The sequence below is a fragment of the Coprococcus sp. AF16-5 genome (assembly GCF_003479365.1).
GTDB classification, from domain to species: Bacteria; Bacillota; Clostridia; order Lachnospirales; family Lachnospiraceae; genus Coprococcus; species Coprococcus aceti.
Genome location: NZ_QUGZ01000005.1, coordinates 45,084 through 64,479 on the forward strand (window position 1 = coordinate 45,084; position 19,396 = coordinate 64,479).

The 19,396-nt window shown below is 46.3% G+C and carries 16 protein-coding genes and 1 pseudogene; 2 read left to right on the plus strand and 15 right to left on the minus strand.

What is annotated here, in order from left to right; translation table 11 throughout:
* Window positions 1-5: 5 nt before the first annotated feature.
* From DWW70_RS12120 to clpX, 4 genes are all read right to left on the minus strand, one after another.
* Window positions 6-1,667, minus strand: a complete 1,662-nt coding sequence (locus tag DWW70_RS12120) for a S8 family peptidase (protein WP_118649939.1) — start codon at window positions 1,665-1,667, stop codon at window positions 6-8.
* Window positions 1,668-1,805: 138 nt separating this feature from the next.
* Window positions 1,806-3,644: a DUF885 domain-containing protein gene (locus DWW70_RS12125; RefSeq protein ID WP_118649940.1), complete on the minus strand. Its 1,839-nt coding sequence runs from the start codon at window positions 3,642-3,644 to the stop codon at window positions 1,806-1,808.
* Window positions 3,645-3,741: 97 nt separating this feature from the next.
* Entirely contained in the window at window positions 3,742-4,308 is a 567-nt protein-coding gene (locus tag DWW70_RS12130; protein ID WP_117549249.1) for a manganese efflux pump MntP, read from the minus strand.
* Window positions 4,309-4,584: 276 nt separating this feature from the next.
* Entirely contained in the window at window positions 4,585-6,072 is a 1,488-nt protein-coding gene (gene clpX, locus DWW70_RS12135) for an ATP-dependent Clp protease ATP-binding subunit ClpX (protein ID WP_118649941.1), read from the minus strand.
* A gap of 304 nt (window positions 6,073-6,376) precedes the next feature.
* Between clpX and DWW70_RS12140 the strand changes: the two genes are divergently transcribed.
* Entirely contained in the window at window positions 6,377-6,715 is a 339-nt protein-coding gene (locus DWW70_RS12140) for a P-II family nitrogen regulator (protein WP_015533899.1), read from the plus strand.
* Window positions 6,716-6,786: 71 nt separating this feature from the next.
* Here DWW70_RS12140 and DWW70_RS12145 read toward each other — a convergent pair whose 3' ends face one another.
* A complete protein-coding gene (locus DWW70_RS12145) occupies window positions 6,787-7,545 on the minus strand; it encodes a helix-turn-helix transcriptional regulator (protein ID WP_158576561.1) in 759 nt (252 codons plus the stop codon).
* A gap of 311 nt (window positions 7,546-7,856) precedes the next feature.
* On the opposite strand from DWW70_RS12145, the pseudogene DWW70_RS12150 reads away from it, so the two are divergent.
* Window positions 7,857-9,113: pseudogene (locus DWW70_RS12150) on the plus strand (ammonium transporter); the annotation flags it as partial.
* Window positions 9,114-9,421: 308 nt separating this feature from the next.
* Here the strand turns inward: DWW70_RS12150 and DWW70_RS12155 are convergent.
* The 10 genes from DWW70_RS12155 to DWW70_RS12200 all read right to left on the minus strand — a co-directional run bounded on the left by DWW70_RS12155 (window position 9,422) and on the right by DWW70_RS12200 (window position 19,388).
* Entirely contained in the window at window positions 9,422-9,874 is a 453-nt protein-coding gene (locus DWW70_RS12155) for a DUF6465 family protein (RefSeq protein WP_118649944.1), read from the minus strand.
* Window positions 9,875-10,104: 230 nt separating this feature from the next.
* The gene (locus DWW70_RS12160) at window positions 10,105-11,472 is read right to left on the minus strand and encodes a UDP-N-acetylmuramoyl-tripeptide--D-alanyl-D-alanine ligase (RefSeq protein WP_022215917.1); all 1,368 of its coding nucleotides are present in this window, start codon (window positions 11,470-11,472) and stop codon (window positions 10,105-10,107) included.
* A gap of 104 nt (window positions 11,473-11,576) precedes the next feature.
* Window positions 11,577-14,045, minus strand: a complete 2,469-nt coding sequence (locus DWW70_RS12165; protein ID WP_118649945.1) for an ATP-dependent DNA helicase — start codon at window positions 14,043-14,045, stop codon at window positions 11,577-11,579.
* A complete protein-coding gene (locus DWW70_RS12170) occupies window positions 14,045-14,590 on the minus strand; it encodes a DJ-1 family glyoxalase III (RefSeq protein WP_118649946.1) in 546 nt (181 codons plus the stop codon). Before DWW70_RS12170 ends, DWW70_RS12165 begins: the two co-directional genes overlap by 1 nt.
* Window positions 14,587-15,120, minus strand: a complete 534-nt coding sequence (locus DWW70_RS12175) for a CYTH domain-containing protein (protein WP_055223316.1) — start codon at window positions 15,118-15,120, stop codon at window positions 14,587-14,589. The genes DWW70_RS12170 and DWW70_RS12175 overlap by 4 nt, the downstream gene beginning before the upstream one ends.
* Before the next feature lie 37 nt (window positions 15,121-15,157).
* Window positions 15,158-15,979 carry a DUF1189 domain-containing protein gene (locus tag DWW70_RS12180; protein WP_118649947.1) on the minus strand — a complete coding sequence of 274 codons (822 nt, stop codon included), beginning with the start codon at window positions 15,977-15,979 and terminating at the stop codon, window positions 15,158-15,160.
* 45 nt (window positions 15,980-16,024) lie between these two features.
* The gene (locus DWW70_RS12185) at window positions 16,025-16,843 is read right to left on the minus strand and encodes a Cof-type HAD-IIB family hydrolase (RefSeq protein WP_118649948.1); all 819 of its coding nucleotides are present in this window, start codon (window positions 16,841-16,843) and stop codon (window positions 16,025-16,027) included.
* A 144-nt stretch (window positions 16,844-16,987) separates the two neighbouring features.
* Window positions 16,988-17,449: a 6,7-dimethyl-8-ribityllumazine synthase gene (gene ribH, locus DWW70_RS12190; RefSeq protein ID WP_015533909.1), complete on the minus strand. Its 462-nt coding sequence runs from the start codon at window positions 17,447-17,449 to the stop codon at window positions 16,988-16,990.
* A gap of 24 nt (window positions 17,450-17,473) precedes the next feature.
* Window positions 17,474-18,679, minus strand: a complete 1,206-nt coding sequence (locus DWW70_RS12195) for a bifunctional 3,4-dihydroxy-2-butanone-4-phosphate synthase/GTP cyclohydrolase II (RefSeq protein WP_118649949.1) — start codon at window positions 18,677-18,679, stop codon at window positions 17,474-17,476.
* 25 nt (window positions 18,680-18,704) lie between these two features.
* Window positions 18,705-19,388, minus strand: a complete 684-nt coding sequence (locus DWW70_RS12200) for a riboflavin synthase (RefSeq protein ID WP_118649950.1) — start codon at window positions 19,386-19,388, stop codon at window positions 18,705-18,707.
* Window positions 19,389-19,396 lie beyond the last annotated feature (8 nt).

The following is a 19,396-nucleotide window of genomic DNA, read 5'->3' on the forward strand; positions in this document are numbered from 1 at the left end:
TATCCTCACACATTCCTGAGACTTTCAAATGTATTGTAAATGTTCAGCAGGCCATATCCCCACTCGGGATTCGGATACTGCCTGATCTCCAAAAGCCCGCCCGAACTTCCCGGTCTCACCGCTCCCCTTATCAGGTAGCCCCTTATCTGGTTGCCGTTTATATTCCTTATCATCTTTCTCCCATACGACCACTCAAGCATGATGGCACTGCAGCCCGCAGTGTACGAAGCCGCCACTGAGGTGCCGCTTCTTATAACCGTCTCCCCGCTGGCTCCTTCTCCCCTTATATTCACTCCGGGAGCGAGAAGATCCGGTTTCACCCTGCCGTCCGCCGTATAGCCTCTGCTGTTGTCGATATACAGATTACCATTTGAGTGATCATATGCGCAAGTGCATATCGCAGTCTCTGCCACCGCCGGGCTCGTTATGGTCACTCCCGGATCACTTGACACAAATCTCGTCCCCGGGGATACAAAGCTGCTTATGGGCAGCCACGCGTTAAAGCTGAGCTCCGTGGTTCCAACACCGTACACCCTTATCCGCCATATACCATTTGCCGGGGTTATAAATCTGAGCATGATGAGCTCCTGCCCAGCAGAATCCTCTACGAGAAAATAGTCGACATATATCATCCCACCTCCAAATATCGGACGGATGATCGAGCTCCTGTCATACCTCGGCGATATCCTCTCTATAAATTCCCCGCCGGGAATCTCTATGGCCACCGAGTAGGTATTGGTGGACTTACCCCATATCTCAAGTGTAAAGCTGTTGTGATCTGCCACATCGATCTCAACGACATCATATGCCCCTGTGACGATCCCGGAATAATGATGTCCTGCTCTCCCCTCGTTGCCACCGGCAGCAGATACCGCAAACCCCTGAAGATCTCCTATGTTGTTTATATATTTGTCCAGCGCTCCCGCCCCCGTATGGCTTCCACTGTTGGTCCCAAGCGTCACGAGTATGCTCATAGGCATGCGCAGCTTTTTCTGCTGCTCAAGCAGATATGCTATCGCTGTCATTATGTCAACCTCACTGTACGCATTTGCATCCGATGGAATACCATAAAAGCTGCGGAGATTCTCCTTTGCCTGCTTTAACTTCACCACCACCAGGTCTGCCGACGGAGCCACACTCACAGCCGTTCCCGCGCAGAAGCTTCCATGCCCGGTGGTATCCGTCAATATCCTTTGTCTCTCATCCACAGCAGCCTGTATCTCCTCCGTGCTATACTCCCTGCCGTAGCCGTATGATGCGTTGTCAGCCTCCTCCACAGTCTGATCCCACGCCGCAAGTATCTTTGTCTTACCCCCATCCCGCACAAATGAACTGCCCAATATATCGATCCCCGTATCGACGATGCCAAGCAGCATCCCCTTTCCGGTGAGTCCGAGTATATTTTCCTGCTGGATATTGATAACCCCTATAGCCTCAAGAGCCCCCACATCGTCCATCAGGCCGTACACTTTTGGGAAAAGATTGTACTCAAGCCTTGAAAAACTCTCCATATACCCAGCCGGAAACGGCTGATATGCCACCGCATATCTGTCGTCTATTATGTTGAGCCCGTATGGCTGATACAGATCCATCAGAGCTTCCCTGTCTCCGTTGTATTCTATTATATATTCCACATAATCCTCTGAGTAAGCAGCATCTGATATCACCGCACATTCCTCCAGGGGCAATCTATATAGTATATGCAGCAAATTCCGAATCTTTACACAAAAATACCGCAGCACGGAAATTTCTCCGGCTGCGGTATGTCTCCATCTGTACATTATATGTACCGGCTATATTCTATTTTATTGTTTTGTATCAATATACTTCTGAACCTGCTGCTTCAGGATATTGAACTGGCATGGACCTGTCTCGAGAACGACTGTATTGAACTCCTTCAGGTCAAACTTTGATCCAAGCTGTTCCTCAGCATAATCCCTGATCTCCTGCATCTCATAGAAGCCTGTTGAATAACTCTGGTATACGGCAGGATCACCTATCATGGTAGTATACAGATCGTCGGCGGCATCGCCGTTGAATCCCTTTTCATTCAGGTAATCTTTTGCTTCCTGCAGTGACCAGCCCTCATAGTTGATTCCTATATCGATCCTTCCACTTATAAGATAATTGATCTCATCGTTTAACCTGTACAGTTTTGCAACGGTGTCCGAATCAGATGCCCCATCAAATGTGTAATAGTTTATGGCATCATAGCACGCATACATTGCCCAGCCCTCCTTGTATCCAAGGAAGCTTAATATGGTACGTACCGGTTCAGGATCTGTTGACATGTAGTATGCATTCTGCAGCATGTGTCCCGGATATCCCTCATGGGCAAGTGTGGTCCACATACCATCCGTATGTTTGCCATTTACCCTGATAAGGTTGTTGTCCTGGTCATCGATCGCAGGTGACATATAGTATGCCAGCGTATTCTCCTGAATATCCTCAAGGCTCTTATCAAGCTTCTTCGCCTGATACTTTATCTCTCCAAAGTCTGGGTAGTTCTCGGTGGCTGTATTCATGAGTATATCTATTATTTCTGAAGGCTCCTTTGAGTCACTGTCTCCAAAGAGGTCATCGTAGTGCTCCACAAAATATTCATATGAATCGTACTGTGTCATGGCTATGGAATACAGATCTGTCATGAGATCTGACAGGTTGTCATCCAGCATCTGTGCCACTTCCTCAGGTGTCTTATCAGTTCCCGCAGCGTCCTTCAAAAGGTAAGCGTAATACTCTTTACCACCTTCATAGCCACACACACCGCCCTGGTTCTTACCGGTTCCCTTGAGCGATGACAGCACATCTATAACATCCTCATATGCAGGTATAAGACTTTCCGCAACGGCCTTCTTATTCTGTTCCTCAAAGTCCGCTATCTCGTCCGCAGTCAGAAAGTCCAGCGCCTCGATGTTATCGTTGAACACCTGTATCATGAAGTGATTGTCCTTGTCCTTGATGAAGTCTTCGCACTGCTCGATGACCTTATCGCACACGGCATCACTCATAAAATATCCCTTCTCGGACTTTGTCTTCTCAAACTCTAGATTGTCATCAAAATAATCCCTTACCATTCCAAGCACCTGGAGATATCTCTCCACATCACCCTTGTCGTCAAAACGGTAGTCTGTGAAATATGTGGATATATTCGACTGCAGTCCCTTCATAGGTGAGAACGGCTCGCTGAGGTATATGTTCAGATAACCCTCTGACTCCGTCTCCAGATACTGATTAAGTATATCATATGTGAGCTGCTGGCTCTCCGTGAGATCGTCCCTGTCAAATGACTTGAGCTTGTCAAAGGACTCATCAAACTCAGCCTTACGTTTTTTGATTCCCTCATCGCTCATATCCGAATCGCCCAGAGATGCCTCCGGCTCAGGAATACCAAGGGCATCCCCATCCTTTATCTCATAGTTGTACGAGAGTGTGTCCGATGTCACACTGTCCACATACTCATCGTGCAGATATTCCTCGAACTCCTTCTGCACCTTTGTGTAGTTGTCCGCATTATCCTTTATTGTTCCTGTGATAGTCTTCTCATCAAACATATGAGAAGTACATGCAGTCATCGACATGGCCATGGCTCCGACAACAGCAGCCACGACAAATCTTCTCATATTCTTTTTGAATCTGGTCATACATCTACTCCTTACTTAATATATTGTCCCTTCACATAACCTATCTACACATTGTATGCCATAAACCATACTATTGTCCATTTATTTTATGTTAAGGTTACAATATACCGAGTCCGTCCAGAACAACCTTTACTCCTATGAGTATAAGTATGATACCTCCGGCAAGCTCAGCCTTTGACTTGTACTTTGTTCCGAATATACTTCCGATCTTCACTCCGACCGCTGAACATATGAATGTGATACATCCTATGAATAATACCGCAAGTATGATATACAGAGTGGACAGCTTGAGGAATGCAAATGACACTCCAACCGCCAGTGCGTCTATGCTGGTTGCAACCGCCAGAAGGAACATGACCTTAAAGCTCATATCTGCATCTACTTCCTCTTCCCCGCCAAACGACTCCTTGATCATGCTTCCGCCGATGAACAGGAGGAGCACAAATGCGATCCAGTGTGACCATTTGCTTACCAGATCTGCAAAAAAGCTTCCGAGGACATATCCTACCGTCGGCATAAGTGCCTGAAATCCTCCAAACCACGCACCTGCGATAAGCATGTGCTTCACCTTGATGTTGCGCAGGGACAACCCCTTACAGATAGACACGGCAAATGCATCCATTGAAAGACCAACTGCCAACAGGAATAACTCTGCAATACTCATAATTTTTCTCCTTGATATAGATTTGACGGATGCAGTCACAGACACATATAAAAAGAGACCTCCCGGGCAGCTAAAAGCTGTCCAGAAAGTCTCATCATCTACAGTAATACCAGATTCACGCCATCATCGACCGATGGCTGCCAATCATTATGTTGATATCACAACGCAAGCTCTGCGCTGACTACTCCCTTAATGAACGGTGATATTCTAGCATATTGATAAAATATTATCAAGTAGCATTTTCCTGTTATCGCATTATTGTCATTACAGATCTATTCAGTCCTGCTTATCGATCTGAGTTGCGCTTGCCTCCTCAAGTGCCGGTGTTCCGCGCAGTTCTATGATAGGGCTTCCCTTGCCCTTTATATAATCACCTGTGATGGTCACCCTTCCTATGGTGTCATCCCTTGGGATCTGGTACATGATATCCAGCATGAATTTCTCTATAATTGCACGCAATGCTCTGGCTCCCGTCTTCCTCTTGATCGCCTCCTCGGCTATCGCCTCGTATGCCGAATCGTCAAATCTAAGATCCACCTCATCCAGTGCAAGGAGCTTCTTATACTGCTTTAATATCGCATTCTTAGGCTCCTTGAGTATGCTCACGTACATATTCTTGTCCAACGCATCAAGTGTGAAGAGTACCGGAAGTCTTCCAAGGAACTCAGGTATCATGCCAAACTCACGGAGATCCTCGGTTGTAACCTGTCTCAGCAGATTCGGATCATCATCATATTTGTCCTTGAGTTCAGCCTTGAAGCCCATGGACGCCTGCTTGCTGATCCTCTGCTTGATGATCTCCTCTATATCAGGAAATGCTCCACCACATATAAACAGTATGTTTCTTGTATTGATGGTCGTCATGGGAACCATAGCATTCTTGCTGCCCGATCCCACAGGTACCTCAACATCCGCACCCTCAAGCAGCTTCAACAGTCCCTGCTGTACGGATTCACCGCTCACATCCCTGCTGTTGCTGTTCTGCTTCTTGGCGATCTTGTCTATCTCATCTATGAACACGATTCCTCTCTCTGCCTTCTCCACATCATTGTCGGCGGCGGCGAGAAGCTTTGACAGAACACTCTCAACATCATCGCCTATATAACCGGCCTCAGTTAGAGTTGTGGCATCAGTTATTGCGAGAGGTACCTTGAGAAGTCTTGCTATGGTCTTGACTATATATGTCTTACCACAGCCTGTAGGTCCCACCATCAGCATGTTGGACTTCTCTATCTCTATATCATCCATGGTATCTGTGAGAACCCTCTTATAATGATTGTATACAGCCACGGATATAACCTTCTTGGCATATTCCTGTCCCACAACATACTCGTCCAGCATAGCCTTGATCTTATGAGGAGCCGGAATGGTCTTAAGCGTGAGCTCTTCCTCCTGCTTCTTTTCCTTTGGCGCCTTCTTCTTGACCTTCTGTGACTTTGGCACGTCATTCTGTGCCTTGAACTTGGACATGTCTATATTGCCAAATGGCATGTTCGTAAGATCTATGAACTGCATATTGCCAAGCCCCGGCATGTTGCCAAAACCGGAATTGTTAAAGCTGTCAAATGATCTCTGCATGCAGTCCGCACATATATTTATATCTCCAGGCATATGTATCAGCTTGCCGGCCACGCTCTCCGGTCTCCTGCACAGGTAGCAGTATTTCTCGTAGTCGTCATCGTTATCCTTATCATCCGATGCATGTCCATCGGTATCCACCGTATCCGGTGTCTTCTTATCTATATCATCATAATTCTCTGCCATATCTCATTTTCCTTTCCTGATTATACATATAGTCTCAGTCAGAAATATAATAACACACATATACCACATTTACCAACACCTGCAAATATGAAATTACTGTAAAATAGCCGTGACCAAACTCCTCATACCATCATTTTCTCCTTAATAATATTAAGTCAAACTCCCGTTTTTTATGTCATTTTACAACTGTGGTCTTTCGAATCGTTTTTATATTTCAGCATTTGCGAAGTGCTATGGAATTGGATTTTTCGCTATGCTATAATCATAAAAAATAAATCCAACGGGTAAAAGGAGGACTGTAATTATGAAGAAACTTGAAATCGTAGTTCGTTCAGAAAAGCTTGATGATGTAAAGTCAATACTTGATGAGTGTGAATCAACAGGTGCCATGGTATCAAACATCATGGGTTACGGTAATCAGAAGGGATATAAGACAACTTACAGAGGAAGCGAATATGTTGTAAACCTTATTCCAAAGGTAAAGATCGAGACCATCGCAGCAGACGATGTTGCGGACAAGATCATTTTCAAGGTTTGCGAGAGAATATCCACAGGTAAGATCGGTGATGGTAAGATCTTCGTATATGATGTGGCAGATGTCGTTCGTATCCGTACAGGCGAGCGCGGAGAGACAGCACTCTAATAAGCACAGGTATCCAGTATCATTCCTTTTTCTAAATTTGCAGGCAGTGGCATTTGTACACTGCCTGTTTTTTATCGTTCTGCTCTGTCTCCCAGTATCTTCAGAAGACCCCCCGGGGTCATCCCTGTATACCACTTAAACTCTCTCTGGAAATGCGCCTGGTCAGAATATCCCATGTCATCCATATAATCCGTGACATGTCCGCCCGGATGCTCCAGCATTTTTCTCACAGTCTCCCTGATCCTCACGATGCGGGCAAACCTCTTGGGGCTGACCCCCAGCTCCTCCACAAATCTCCTATGCACATGTCTAACGGTGCATCCCATCTGCTCAGCAAGCTCTGATATGCTTATCTTCCCTTTTGCCGCATATATGACATCCGCCTGTTTCACGATGTCCGAATCAGCCATGCCATTCCTCTGCCACAACGATCCGCATTTCTCTATATGCTCCGTGATCTCCTCTGTCGCACTCTCTATCGGATCTTCTGCACCATTTCCTGTAAATGCATGATCAGCCGTCAGCAGTTTTTCAAGCAGACGCATATCTTGGGTATCCAGAATCTCCCTGCCAAATCCAAGATCCTGCTCCACAGATATGAAGCTGCAGCTCTCCTCAATGCAAACAGCCGCCTCCAGTTCACCCGGATACACCCTTTTGATGTGTCCATCCGTACATATCACACATATCCCAGCATTCTCCTGTGGCACTATTCTCAGCCCACCCAAGCTGTAACCAGCTCTCACATACACAGACTTCTCATTCTTTTCTATCAAATTAGTATGTACTTCACTGCAAAAATTAACATTCAATAAAATCTGACTATCCATACGCCATCTCCGCATAACTTTATTTATCTTTACCGTATCTTTGCTTTATTATATTAAGCCCGCGCAAAATATAATAAGGTTTATCGTTCCATGTCCGATTTTTTCAATATTTTACCATATCTCAATACTATACTCAACCCAAGTTAGTAATTGAGGTGTGGCACTGAGATACTTATTATCAGTCATATCTCAGTGACGTACGATCAGATATAATGTGCACAAAGATGTGTTTTGTCAGGAGCATACCTGGCGGGACGCATCTTTTTTTATTATCTGATCACTTCCACAACTACAATGTATTAAAAGGAGGAATGATTATGGAAGACGTAAGCACAATTGTATTTGGAGTATGGTTCCTTGTCGGAGCCGCACTGGTATTCTGGATGCAGGCCGGATTTGCAATGGTTGAGGCCGGTTTCACAAGAGCCAAGAATGCCGGAAACATTATAATGAAGAATCTCATGGATTTCTGTCTCGGTACAGTCTCATTCATGATCCTCGGTTCATCACTTCTGCTCGGCAGCAGTGACTGGGCACTCGGAGGTTTCATCGGAAAACCATCATGGGATTTGTTCCTTCACTTTGAAAACTATGACTGGTCAAGCTTCGTATTCAACCTTGTGTTCTGTGCAACAGCAGCAACCATCGTGTCAGGAGCTATGGCAGAGAGAACAAAGTTCTCTGCATATTGTGTATACTCAGCTATCATCTCACTGCTGATATATCCTATTGAGGCTCACTGGATCTGGAATCCAGGTGGCTGGCTTGTAAAACTTGGCTTCCATGATTTTGCCGGTTCATGTGCCATCCATATGGTAGGCGGAATCTCAGCACTGATTGGTGCCGCATTACTTGGACCTCGTATCGGAAAGTTCAATAAGGATGAGAATGGCAAAGTAGTAAAGGTTCACACCTTCCCTGGTCATAACCTTCCACTCGGCGCACTCGGTGTATTCATCCTGTGGTTCGGCTGGTACGGATTCAATGGTGCAGCCGCAACATCTGTTGATCAGTTAGGTTCTATCTTCCTCACTACTACTATCGCACCTGCACTTGCAACAGTTTCATGTATGATATTTACATGGCTCAAATATGGCAAGCCTGATGTGTCAATGTGTCTCAACGCTTCACTCGCTGGTCTTGTTGCCATCACAGCTCCTTGTGATACAGTCGATGCTTTCGGCGCAGCTATCATCGGTATCGTTGCCGGACTTCTCGTAGTATTCGGAGTATGGCTCTGTGACCACGCATTACATGTTGACGATCCTGTCGGTGCCGTAGCCGTACATGGTGTAAATGGTATCTGGGGAACAATCGCTGTAGGTCTCTTCTCCACAACAACTGTTCCTGGAAATGATACATTAAACGGTCTGTTCTACGGCGGTGGCATTCATCCACTTCTCATCCAGTTACTTGGATTTGCAGCAGTTGCAGCATGGACAGCAGTTACGATCACCATCGTATTCCTGATCATCAAGAAGACTATGGGACTTAGAGTATCTGAGGAGGAAGAGATCAAGGGACTTGATCCTACAGAGCATGGTCTTCCTACAGCATACGCAGATTTCCTGACAACAAAGTAATTCATAATATATAGTATTATCTGCAAGCAAAAAGCCTGTGGTATGAATCAAAGTTCATATCACAGGCTTTTTAATATATTCACATCCACATTCCATGTATAAGCAATATATGCGGATTCTTCCTGTCTCCATACTCGTGTATTGTCATCTCTTACCCCTTGTAAAAGCATTAGTTAGCTGTCGCTAACCTATGACATATTATCACAGAAAGCCCATTATATACAACACAATATTGCATAAAAAAGATCCCAGTCGTTACGACTGGGATCCGTCTCAAAACAAACATCTATAGATTAAAGACTGTAAGAACCTGATTCTCCATCAGCTGTATAATATACCATGCCTGTTTCTGGCTGGTAGTATACGTTCAATTCCTTAACTGTCTTATTGCCAATAACTTCCTTCACCTTAGCAACGATTGCTGCCATCTCGATCTGACCGCCAGCGAACTCAACAAATACATTCTCTGTTGTCTTAGCTGGAGCTGCCTTCTTTGCTGGAGCCTTCTTTGCAGGTGCTGCTGCCTTTGGCTCTTCCTTCTTAGCTGGTGCTGTTTTCTTTGCAGGTGCTGCCTTTGGCTCTTCCTTAACTGGAGCTACCTTCTTTGCAGGTGCTGCCTTTGTCTCTGTAGCTGCTGTCTTCTTTGCAGCTTCCTCTTTCTTAACTGCCTCAACCTTAGCAAGTGCTGCTGCAGGTGTTGCCTTTGTTACCTTCTTTGTCTCATCTGCCTTCTTTGCTGTAGCCATGATTCTTTCCTCCCAAATAAAAAGTATCTATGTAATCTTATGTATTTATTTTCAAGCTAGGTTGATATTACTCCATTTTTTATATTTTTTCAATATAACCAAATTCTTTTCTCCCTTTTGTATCGTTTTGGGAATTGATTTACAATAAATGGCAACACTTTACACAAAAAGGCGGTCACAGATCGTTGTAAATCCGTGACTGCTTTTGTCATTTTGTACAAATACACACACTAATTCGTGAGAATATTAACCACTTCACTCAATTTCATTCCGTTTGATCCCTTCAAAAGCACTATATCCTCAGGCTTCATGAGCGCCATAAGATATATCGCGATCTCCTCCGTGTCAGTGAATGACACAGTCTTGGCATACTTCGTATCACAGGCATCCAGAGCTTCCTTGATCTTCTGGGCATGCTCTCCGATGACTATGACCTCATCTATCTTCTTATCTCTGAGATACTCTCCGACTTCATAGTGGTACTCATCGCTCTTCTCTCCGAGCTCAAGCATATCGCCGAGCACGATATACTTCTTGCCCTCGCACTTCATGTCACAGAGGACATCGGTGCTGGCCTTCATGGAATCAGGGCTTGCATTGTATGTATCGTCTATGATCGTGTATTTGCCAGGAAGCTTGATGACCTTCTGTCTGAGGCCTCTGAAATTCTCAAATGCCTTCGACGACTTCTCATATGGAACTCCAAGCTGATGCGACACAGCCATGGCCACCAATGAATTGCGCACGTTGTGCAGTCCCATCACTCCTACCTTGACAGTTACAACGTCATCCCCATGTACCATATCGTATACAGAATATCCATCCTCCATGCGGATGTTAGTCGCTCTGAAGTCCATGCCCTCGCCGCAGCCATATGTGTATACCTTACATGGTATCTCATCCTTGACCGCATACAGCATAGGATCATCACCGTTGATATACAGTGTTCCATTCTCGCCCATGCCCTTGATAATGCTGAGCTTCTCCTTGCGGGTGTTCTCCAGTGAACCCATATATTCTATATGTGCAACGCCTATGGTCGTTATAACGCATATATCCGGCTGAGCTATATCAGTGAGGATGTCCATCTCACCCGGCTCGCCGATTCCAAGCTCAAGAACAGCCGCATCGTACTCGTCTGTCATCCTTGACACCGTGATAGGCTCGCCGTACACCGAATTATAATTGCCCTCTGTGTGGAAGCACTTCATTCCAGCACTGACAGCCGCTGTGATCATCTCTCTTGTCGTGGTCTTGCCCACGCTTCCTGTAACCGCCACAACAGGCATATCGTATCTGTTCCTTATATACTTTCCAATGGCCTGCAATGCCTTAACAGTATCATCCACCCTGATATACGCCTTGTCCGACACCACAACATTGTCATGCTCCGATGTGAGTGTGGCTGCTGCAGTCTGAAGTGCTGATTCTATAAATCTGTGTCCGTCGGTTCTTGTTCCTATGATCGGCACGAACAGATCGCCCTCCTTGGCCTCCTTAGAGTTTATACAGATGTCAGTGAGAACAGTGTTCTCATCTCCGCAGAGGAGTACGCCTCCTGTAGCTTCCAGAATATTTTTTACTGTTATATCTACCATCACTATCCCCTTTTTCATATTGATAAAATATATACAACCGGGCTTTACCGCCGCTCCGGCTTCATCAGGTGTCCATTATAGCACTGTATTATGCTTTTGTATATTTAAATCTCTTTACTTTTATAATCCCAGAACTGTTCAAGGATCCCGTCCACATTTTGCATGTTGCATATCACGCTGTCATTCCATTCCACAGGAAACAGCTCCGTGTAACGCCTGGTGGCAAATCTCTCGTCTATCAGAAGTATTATCCCCTGATCCGTCTCCGTCCTTATGACTCTTCCGGCAGCCTGAAATACCTTGTTTATTCCCGGGTACTGGTACGCATATCTGAATCCATTCCTGTCGGATGCAGCCTCTTTTTCGTCCGCCGCGGTTCTGCTGTCGAAGTAATCCATCATCAGCTTTCTCTCCGTGCACACCTGGGGAAGACCGGGTCCGACTATTATCGCTCCTATCAGCCTGTCACCAGTCAGATCGATTCCCTCGGAGAATATTCCGCCCATGATGCACAGTGCCAGCACATTGTTCTTCTCCTCAAATGCCCTCAGAAAGCTCTCTCTGTCGCTCTCCGTCATGTATTGTTCCTGGGCTATAACTTCCACCCCAAGAGACTCTGGAAGCTCTTCAGTGAGCACATGCACCTTCTCCAGCATGGCATACGATGGAAAGAACACCATATAGTTGCCCGGTCTCGCACTTATCACGCGCTCTATATAGCTGTAAATGTTCCTGTACATCGCCTCATTACGGTTCGTGTATCTGGTCGTGACATCATTTGCTATCATTATCTTCCTGTTCTCCGCAGAAAATGGAGACGGGATGTATATTGCCCTGTCATCCGGGCAGTCCGACAGCATCTCCATATAATATCTGACAGGAAGTATTGTAGCCGAGAAAAACACCGTGGCAAGCCCTTTGTCCAAGCAGTTTCTTATGTTAACTGCAGGCTTGACGCAGTACAGTCTCACCACAAATCTTCCGTCATCCCTTATCTCGTCATACACGACATAATTCTCATCCATCATCTCCGCAATGTTCAGAAATGAGGTGAGATTAAAATAAAAGTTCAGGACTTCCTTTCTCTCCGGGATCTGCCTGTGCTCCTCCAGAAAGAGCTGTATTGCTTCATGGAGGCTGAGCAATTTCAGGTGAAGAGGTGCTATGCTCGAGAGCACCCTGTATCCCTCCTCAGGAACCTCCTTCTTCATCGTAAGCAGCTCTCTGTTGCAGCTTCCTATATGTCTTGCCATACGGCCGCCATACTGGGCTGTGAGCTTCTTGAGCTCCAGAAAGTCCTCCTTCACAATCTCCGCACTGTACATGGACGATGCCCTGTCCACAAGGTTGTGCGCCTCATCCACAAGGAATACATAATCTCCCGGCTTACCGCCCTCTGCCGCAAAGAACCTCTTGAGGCTCGCCCTCGGATCAAAGACATAGTTATAGTCACATATCACCATGTCAGCAAACAGACTCACATCAAGGCTCAACTCAAACGGACACACCCTGTGAGCCTGTGCGTACCGTATTACCACATCTCTGTCAACCACCGTCTCATGTAATACCACGTCGTACAGCGCATCATTTACCCTGTCAAAATGCCCCTCGGCATACGGACATACCGCAGGATTGCAATCCACCTGTTCCTGACAACATATCTTCTCTTTTGCCGTGAGTATAACAGTCTTGAGCTTTAGCCCTCTGTCCTCCAGCAGCTCCACCGCATTTCTCGACACAGTGTGGGCTATGGTCTTGGCTGTCAGATAGAATATTTTCGACACGTGTCCCTGAACCATGGATTTTATGGACGGGTACACCGCCGCCATGGTCTTTCCGATTCCAGTTGGTGCCTGGACATACAGATGTTTTTCCTGCTCAATAGCCCTGTACACATACAGAGCCATCTCCTTCTGGCCCTTCCTGTACTCAAATGGGAACTCCATGTCCGAGATGGACTGATTCCTCATAAGCTGATGCTTCTCCACCAGATCAATCCATTTGCAAAGCTCCGCCATCATTGAGCTGAACCATTTCTCCAGATAGCCAAATGAATATCTCCGCCTGAAGAACTTCTCCTTCTCGCTGTCAAGGTTTACATAACTTATCCTTACATCTATCCAGCTATAATTATTCTCTTTTGAATATATATACGCATAGCACATCGCCTGGGCCACGTGGACGCGCTGCGGGCTCTCCATGTCATCGAGGTTCCTGTATATGCCCTTTATCTCATCTATAAGCACATCGCTGTCATGGAAGTCCACAGCATACCCCTCTGCCATGTCAAAGCCGTCGTCAATATCCCCGGGCTCTTCCTGTTCGCCACCGCATCTGTCTATGATTCCATCAGCCCGGCCCTCCACAGTTATCAGATGTCCGCCAAGCTCCTCTGTATACCGGAGCGGCACCTCTGAATTATAATGAGACCCTGCCCTTTTCTGAAGCTTCCTGTGAATCCTGCTACCCGCATTCATCGCTTCTCTGGACAGAGTCCCACTACTGCTATCACTTATATCGCCACTGCGGAAGATGAATTCCACCAGGCTCCTAACTGATATTTTTATATTCATTATCTCTTATATACTATCTTCTCTGCGAGATCGTCCGCAGTCTGTCTGTCTATGAGTATCTCTACCAGCTTAAGTGCAAATTCTATGGCTGTTCCCACTCCTCTGCTGGTGATCACATTTCCGTCCACCACTACCGGCTCCGTGCTGTGGCGCTTCGCCATGAGCTGATCCTCACATCCCGGATAACATGTTGCATTCTTGTCCGCAAGCACGCCAAATGCGCCAAGTGCTGTAGGTCCCGCACAGATAGCAGCCACATAACCGCCTCTGTCATTCTGTGCCTTGACCATGGCCTGAACCTTTGAATTTTCCTTGAGGTTCGGAACCCCCGGAATACCTCCAGGAAGAACTACAAGATCGCACTGGTCATCAATCTCTGATAACTTCTCATCCATCGTGACCTCCATGCCTCGCGCTCCTGTCACTGTATCCTGATCGTCAGCCGACACCATCAGGCACTCAACTCCGGCTCTCCTCAAGAGATCCACCACCGTGAGAGCCTCTACCTCTTCATAACCTGTTGCAAATAAAACTCTTGCCTTCATCGCTTTTCCTCCTTATTCGCACTCTTTACAAAACTGTCTATATCACGTCTGTCCATGCCGCTCAGGGCGCTGTTCTGATAGATACCGTCCTCAGTCACATCCCTGCCAAACCACGTCGGCGGCACAAATGTATTTGCAAATTTCTCCTCCGGGAATTCAACCTCAGCATAGGTGAGTCCGCCAAATATCCCGTCGAACACGTCCAGCTCGATCTTCAGTTCCCTGTCCACTTCACTGTCACCACAGGTTCCGTCTGTATCGGAAAGCGGTATTATATACCGGTCCTTCTCTATTATATTGCCGTCTGCCTTACATCTGAGATTCCTGTATTCATCCTCGTCCAGATCCATCTCGAATTCCTGCCTGCTGAGCAGGCCCTTGGATTTGACCGTGAGCACACGTCTGTCGTCCGTTCTCCTGATCCTTATGACCGGCTTCACGGACACATACATCTGTTCCATGTGCTTCACCTGATATTTTGTCAGATCGACAGGTATCTCATGTACAAGGTATTTTCTCTCTATCTCCATATATGCCTCCACCTATTCAAACCAAATGACCGCCTTATCAGAACACATCTCCCGGCGGTATATCTCCACTCACATAGCTTCCTATAGCTTTGTTCATAAATACCATGGACACGACAAGTGCGATGATCCATACAACAAACGAGGATAACAGATAGCCAAGAGCAGTGTTGACCGACATTATGAACACCGCCAGAGTCTGTGCATAGACACATATCGTAAATACCTTGCCGTAGGACAGTCCCGTGTTGAGAATTCTTGCAAGTCTATTGCCCGCTATACTGAATATCAGCGCAAGGAGAAGCTGTCTGCCCGCCGATGCCACCATCATCGCAATGAACATGATCACCATGTACATATAAAATACCGGTGTCAGTACCGCCAGCTTGCTATTGTTGAAGCCATCCGGCAGGAACATGTATTTGAGCGGTGTCTCCATGTAATCATAGCCCTTGCCATCTGAGACCATTCCCATGACTATATTCTCACTTCCTATGGCGATGTACACTCCATCCGTTTCCATGGAGTCAAGGTTCACTGACGCATTCTCCGTGTTGATGTACAGAGTAGCATTTCCTATCTCAAGCTGCATATCGTGTTCCATGTCGAGCTTATTGTCATGATATGTGAATGCCGGGATCTTATTTGTTATGAGATTCCTCAGACCTCCGACCTTGCCAACCCAGAATATGGCGTCTATTCCAAACTCTATAAATGCCAGTAAAAAGGATATGATCACCACAAACCACACAAGGCGTCCCGTCTTCAGCTTAACCAGTTGTTTGTAATTCTTCGGACTGCTGACCGCTATCGACAACTGATCGAGCAGCGTCACCTTCTTGTTCTCTTCCTGTTCTTCCATATAAATCTCCAACTCTAATAATTATTGACCGGCAAAATGAACCAGCTATTCCATCGGCTCTATGATTCCTAGCTTCACCATAGCCTTATATATTCCATCATTCTCCGCATCGTCTGTGACCATCATAACCTGTCTTTTGAGCTCCTCCGGCCCCTTCTCCATGATTATGCTGTTCGGACAATATAATAACATAGGTGCGTCATTGTTGCCATCACCAAATGCATATGCATTTTCAAGCGGAATATCAAAATAATCCAGAAGATACTGTATACCTGTCGCCTTACTGAATCCCTTGGGAACTATCTCGCAGAAATTTGAACCTCTGTCGATATAGTCAAAATGCTGTGATACATACTCGCGGAACTCAGGAACATTTTTATTGTCATCCGCGAACCAGCAGCAGAACTTGTCGAATTCAAAGTCATCCGAGTCCACATCCTCCCCAACAAATATTCCATTTGCCCGGAAGTATCTGACCATCTCTGCAAGGAGTTCATTTCCCATGTTCTGACCGTCCACGTACACCTTGTCTCTGTGCTCATACATTCCAAACATGTCATATCTGCGGCATGCATAAGCTATATCCCTGCACACATCCCTGCTGACATCATTGTGGAACAGCTCTTTGCCGCCATAGTAAATGGATGTTCCGCAGCCACACACAAAGCCGTCAAAACCCGCAGCCTTGATCTCATCAGTGACATTACAGTAAACCCTGCCAGTGTTGATGAACACCAGATGTCCGTTGGCTCTCGCCTGCGCCAGCGCACGCCTTGCGCTGTCCGGGAAGTATCTCCTTCCGTCCTCGGTTATAAGCGTTCCGTCTATATCAAAGAACAATATCTTCCTGTCTGTGCTTTTCATATATTATATCCATCCTGTCATATATTTACAGGCACATGTATTATAACTACACGTGCCTGTATCTTCTGTACGCATTATATTTTCACTTGATAACCTGCGCATGCATCAGCATGCTTCATTATATCGCATTTTCTGCAGTCTGCATTACAACTGCTTCATGAGGTCGATCATCTCAAGAGCTCCCATAGCGCAGTCATAACCCTTGTTGCCGGCCTTTGTTCCTGCACGCTCGATGGCCTGCTCGATATTCTCTGTTGTAACAACTCCGAACATTACAGGTACACCTGTCTCAAGTGATACTGAGGCAACGCCCTTTGAAACCTCGTTGCACACATAATCATAGTGGCTTGTCGCACCACGGATAACAGCACCAAGACAGATAACAGCGTCATACTTGCCGCTTGCAGCCATCTTCTTTGCGATTACAGGAATCTCAAATGCCCCCGGAACCCATGCAACTGTGATGTCGTCTGCATTCACATCATGACGGAGAAGCGCATCCTCTGCACCGCTGACGAGCTTTGAAACTATGAACTCATTGAATCTCGCTGCTACTATACCTATCTTTGCTCCATTTGCCACTAACTTTCCTTCTACCTTATTCATCTGATTTATCCTCCTTATGAAAAGTTAAACATCATTTAACATATGACCCATTTTCTCTTTTTTTGTCTTGAGATAAAATGCGTCAAACTTGGTTGGCTCTATCTCTATAGGAACTCTCTCCACGATCTCAAGATTGTAGCCTGCAAGGCCGTATACCTTGAGTGGGTTGTTGGTGAGAAGTCTGATCTGTCTGATTCCGAGATCCACAAGTATCTGTGTTCCTATGGTGTAATCCCTTGCATCATCAGGGAAACCAAGCTTGAGGTTTGCCTCAACGGTGTCAAGCCCCTGATCCTGAAGCGCATATGCCTTGATCTTGTTGATAAGGCCGATTCCTCTGCCCTCCTGTCTCATGTACAGGAGCACGCCTCTGCCTTCCTTGGCAATGGCCTTCATGGCCGCATCGAGCTGCTGTCCGCAGTCACACTTCTGTGAGCCGAAGCAATCGCCTGTGAGGCACTCGCTGTGCACACGGCAGAGAACAGGCTTGCCGTCAGCTATATCACCCATTGTGAGTGCCACGTGATGTTCACCGTTCAGCTTGTTGATATATCCACAGATCGTAAACTCACCATACTTTGTTGGAAGCTTTGCCTTGGCTACGCACTCAACGAATACTTCATGCTCTTTTCTGTACTGCACAAGCTTCTCTATGGTCGATATCTTAAGGCCATGAACCTTTGCAAATTCCACAAGGTCATCCTTTCTCGCCATGGTTCCGTCATCCTTCATGATCTCACAGCACAGTCCGCAAGGCTTAAGTCCTGCAACCTTCATAAGATCAACTGTAGCCTCTGTGTGGCCGTTTCTCTCTATGACTCCGCCTGCAACTGCCTGAAGTGGGAACATATGTCCCGGCCTTCTGAAGTCATCCGGCTTTGCATTATCATCCACAAATTTTCTGGCTGTGTAGCCTCTCTCCTCGGCTGAGATTCCTGTGGTTGTATCCACATGATCCACTGATACTGAAAATGCTGTGCAGTGGTTATCTGTATTGGTTATACACATCTGTGGGAGATTCAGCTTATCCGCATATGACGCATCCATAGGCATGCATATGAGACCTCTCGCCCACTTTGCCATGAAGTTGACATTCTCCGTTGTAGCAAATTCTGCTGCACAGATTACATCTCCCTCATTCTCTCTGTCCTCGTTATCGAGCATGACAACCGGCTTTCCCGCCGCAAGATCTGCAGCGATCTCCTCTATCGAGTTGAATTCAAAACTCATCACTCTACCTCCTTAAAATATCTGTCTACATAAATCCATTTTCTGCCAGAAACTTCATATCAAGTCCTGATCTATCTGAAGCATTTCCATTTGAAAGCTTTTCATCTGTATCGTCACCTTTGTATGGCATAAGCAGTTTCTCAACATACTTTCCAACCACGTCATTTTCAAGGTTGACCACCTTGCCCGGCTTGCCATCCAGCAGCGTCGTCTCTCCCGCCGTGTGCGGAATGATCGACACCTTAAAGCATATATCATCGACATACGCAACCGTAAGGCTTATACCGTCTATGGCTATTGAGCCCTTCTCAATGATGTATCTGAGTATCTTCGGAGAACAATCTATTGTCACCCACACTGCATTGTCCTCCCTTTTGAGCTCTCTGATCGTTCCGGTTCCATCTATATGTCCTGACACTATATGTCCGCCAAATCTTCCTCCGGCCGCCATGGCACGCTCAAGGTTCACCCTGCTGCCACCGGTAAGCTGTCCAAGTCCGCTTCGTCTCAAAGTCTCAGGCATGACATCCGCAGTAAAGATATTCCCCGATATGCCGGTTGCAGTAAGACACACACCGTTTACCGCTATACTGTCTCCAACCTGGCTTCCATGGAGAACCTTGTCTGCCTGCACCGTGATGCTGCAGGAGCTTACGCCTTTATCTATCTTTCTTATAGTTCCTATCTCTTCTACTATTCCTGTGAACATGTATGACC

What these genes read in the sequence shown, in the direction of transcription:
- DWW70_RS12195 (WP_118649949.1), bottom strand. Translation starts at nt 18,679, where the DNA reads ATGAGTTTTGAATTCAACTCGATAGAGGAGATCGCTGCAGATCTTGCG.
- DWW70_RS12145 (WP_158576561.1), bottom strand. Translation starts at nt 7,545, where the DNA reads ATGGATAGTCAGATTTTATTGAATGTTAATTTTTGCAGTGAAGTACAT.
- DWW70_RS12185 (WP_118649948.1), bottom strand. Translation starts at nt 16,843, where the DNA reads ATGAAAAGCACAGACAGGAAGATATTGTTCTTTGATATAGACGGAACG.
- DWW70_RS12140 (WP_015533899.1), top strand. Translation starts at nt 6,377, where the DNA reads ATGAAGAAACTTGAAATCGTAGTTCGTTCAGAAAAGCTTGATGATGTA.
- DWW70_RS12175 (WP_055223316.1), bottom strand. Translation starts at nt 15,120, where the DNA reads ATGGAGATAGAGAGAAAATACCTTGTACATGAGATACCTGTCGATCTG.
- DWW70_RS12165 (WP_118649945.1), bottom strand. Translation starts at nt 14,045, where the DNA reads ATGAATATAAAAATATCAGTTAGGAGCCTGGTGGAATTCATCTTCCGC.
- DWW70_RS12180 (WP_118649947.1), bottom strand. Translation starts at nt 15,979, where the DNA reads ATGGAAGAACAGGAAGAGAACAAGAAGGTGACGCTGCTCGATCAGTTG.
- DWW70_RS12170 (WP_118649946.1), bottom strand. Translation starts at nt 14,590, where the DNA reads ATGAAGGCAAGAGTTTTATTTGCAACAGGTTATGAAGAGGTAGAGGCT.
- DWW70_RS12130 (WP_117549249.1), bottom strand. Translation starts at nt 4,308, where the DNA reads ATGAGTATTGCAGAGTTATTCCTGTTGGCAGTTGGTCTTTCAATGGAT.
- clpX (WP_118649941.1), bottom strand. Translation starts at nt 6,072, where the DNA reads ATGGCAGAGAATTATGATGATATAGATAAGAAGACACCGGATACGGTG.
- DWW70_RS12200 (WP_118649950.1), bottom strand. Translation starts at nt 19,388, where the DNA reads ATGTTCACAGGAATAGTAGAAGAGATAGGAACTATAAGAAAGATAGAT.
- DWW70_RS12160 (WP_022215917.1), bottom strand. Translation starts at nt 11,472, where the DNA reads ATGGTAGATATAACAGTAAAAAATATTCTGGAAGCTACAGGAGGCGTA.
- DWW70_RS12155 (WP_118649944.1), bottom strand. Translation starts at nt 9,874, where the DNA reads ATGGCTACAGCAAAGAAGGCAGATGAGACAAAGAAGGTAACAAAGGCA.
- DWW70_RS12125 (WP_118649940.1), bottom strand. Translation starts at nt 3,644, where the DNA reads ATGACCAGATTCAAAAAGAATATGAGAAGATTTGTCGTGGCTGCTGTT.
- ribH (WP_015533909.1), bottom strand. Translation starts at nt 17,449, where the DNA reads ATGAATAAGGTAGAAGGAAAGTTAGTGGCAAATGGAGCAAAGATAGGT.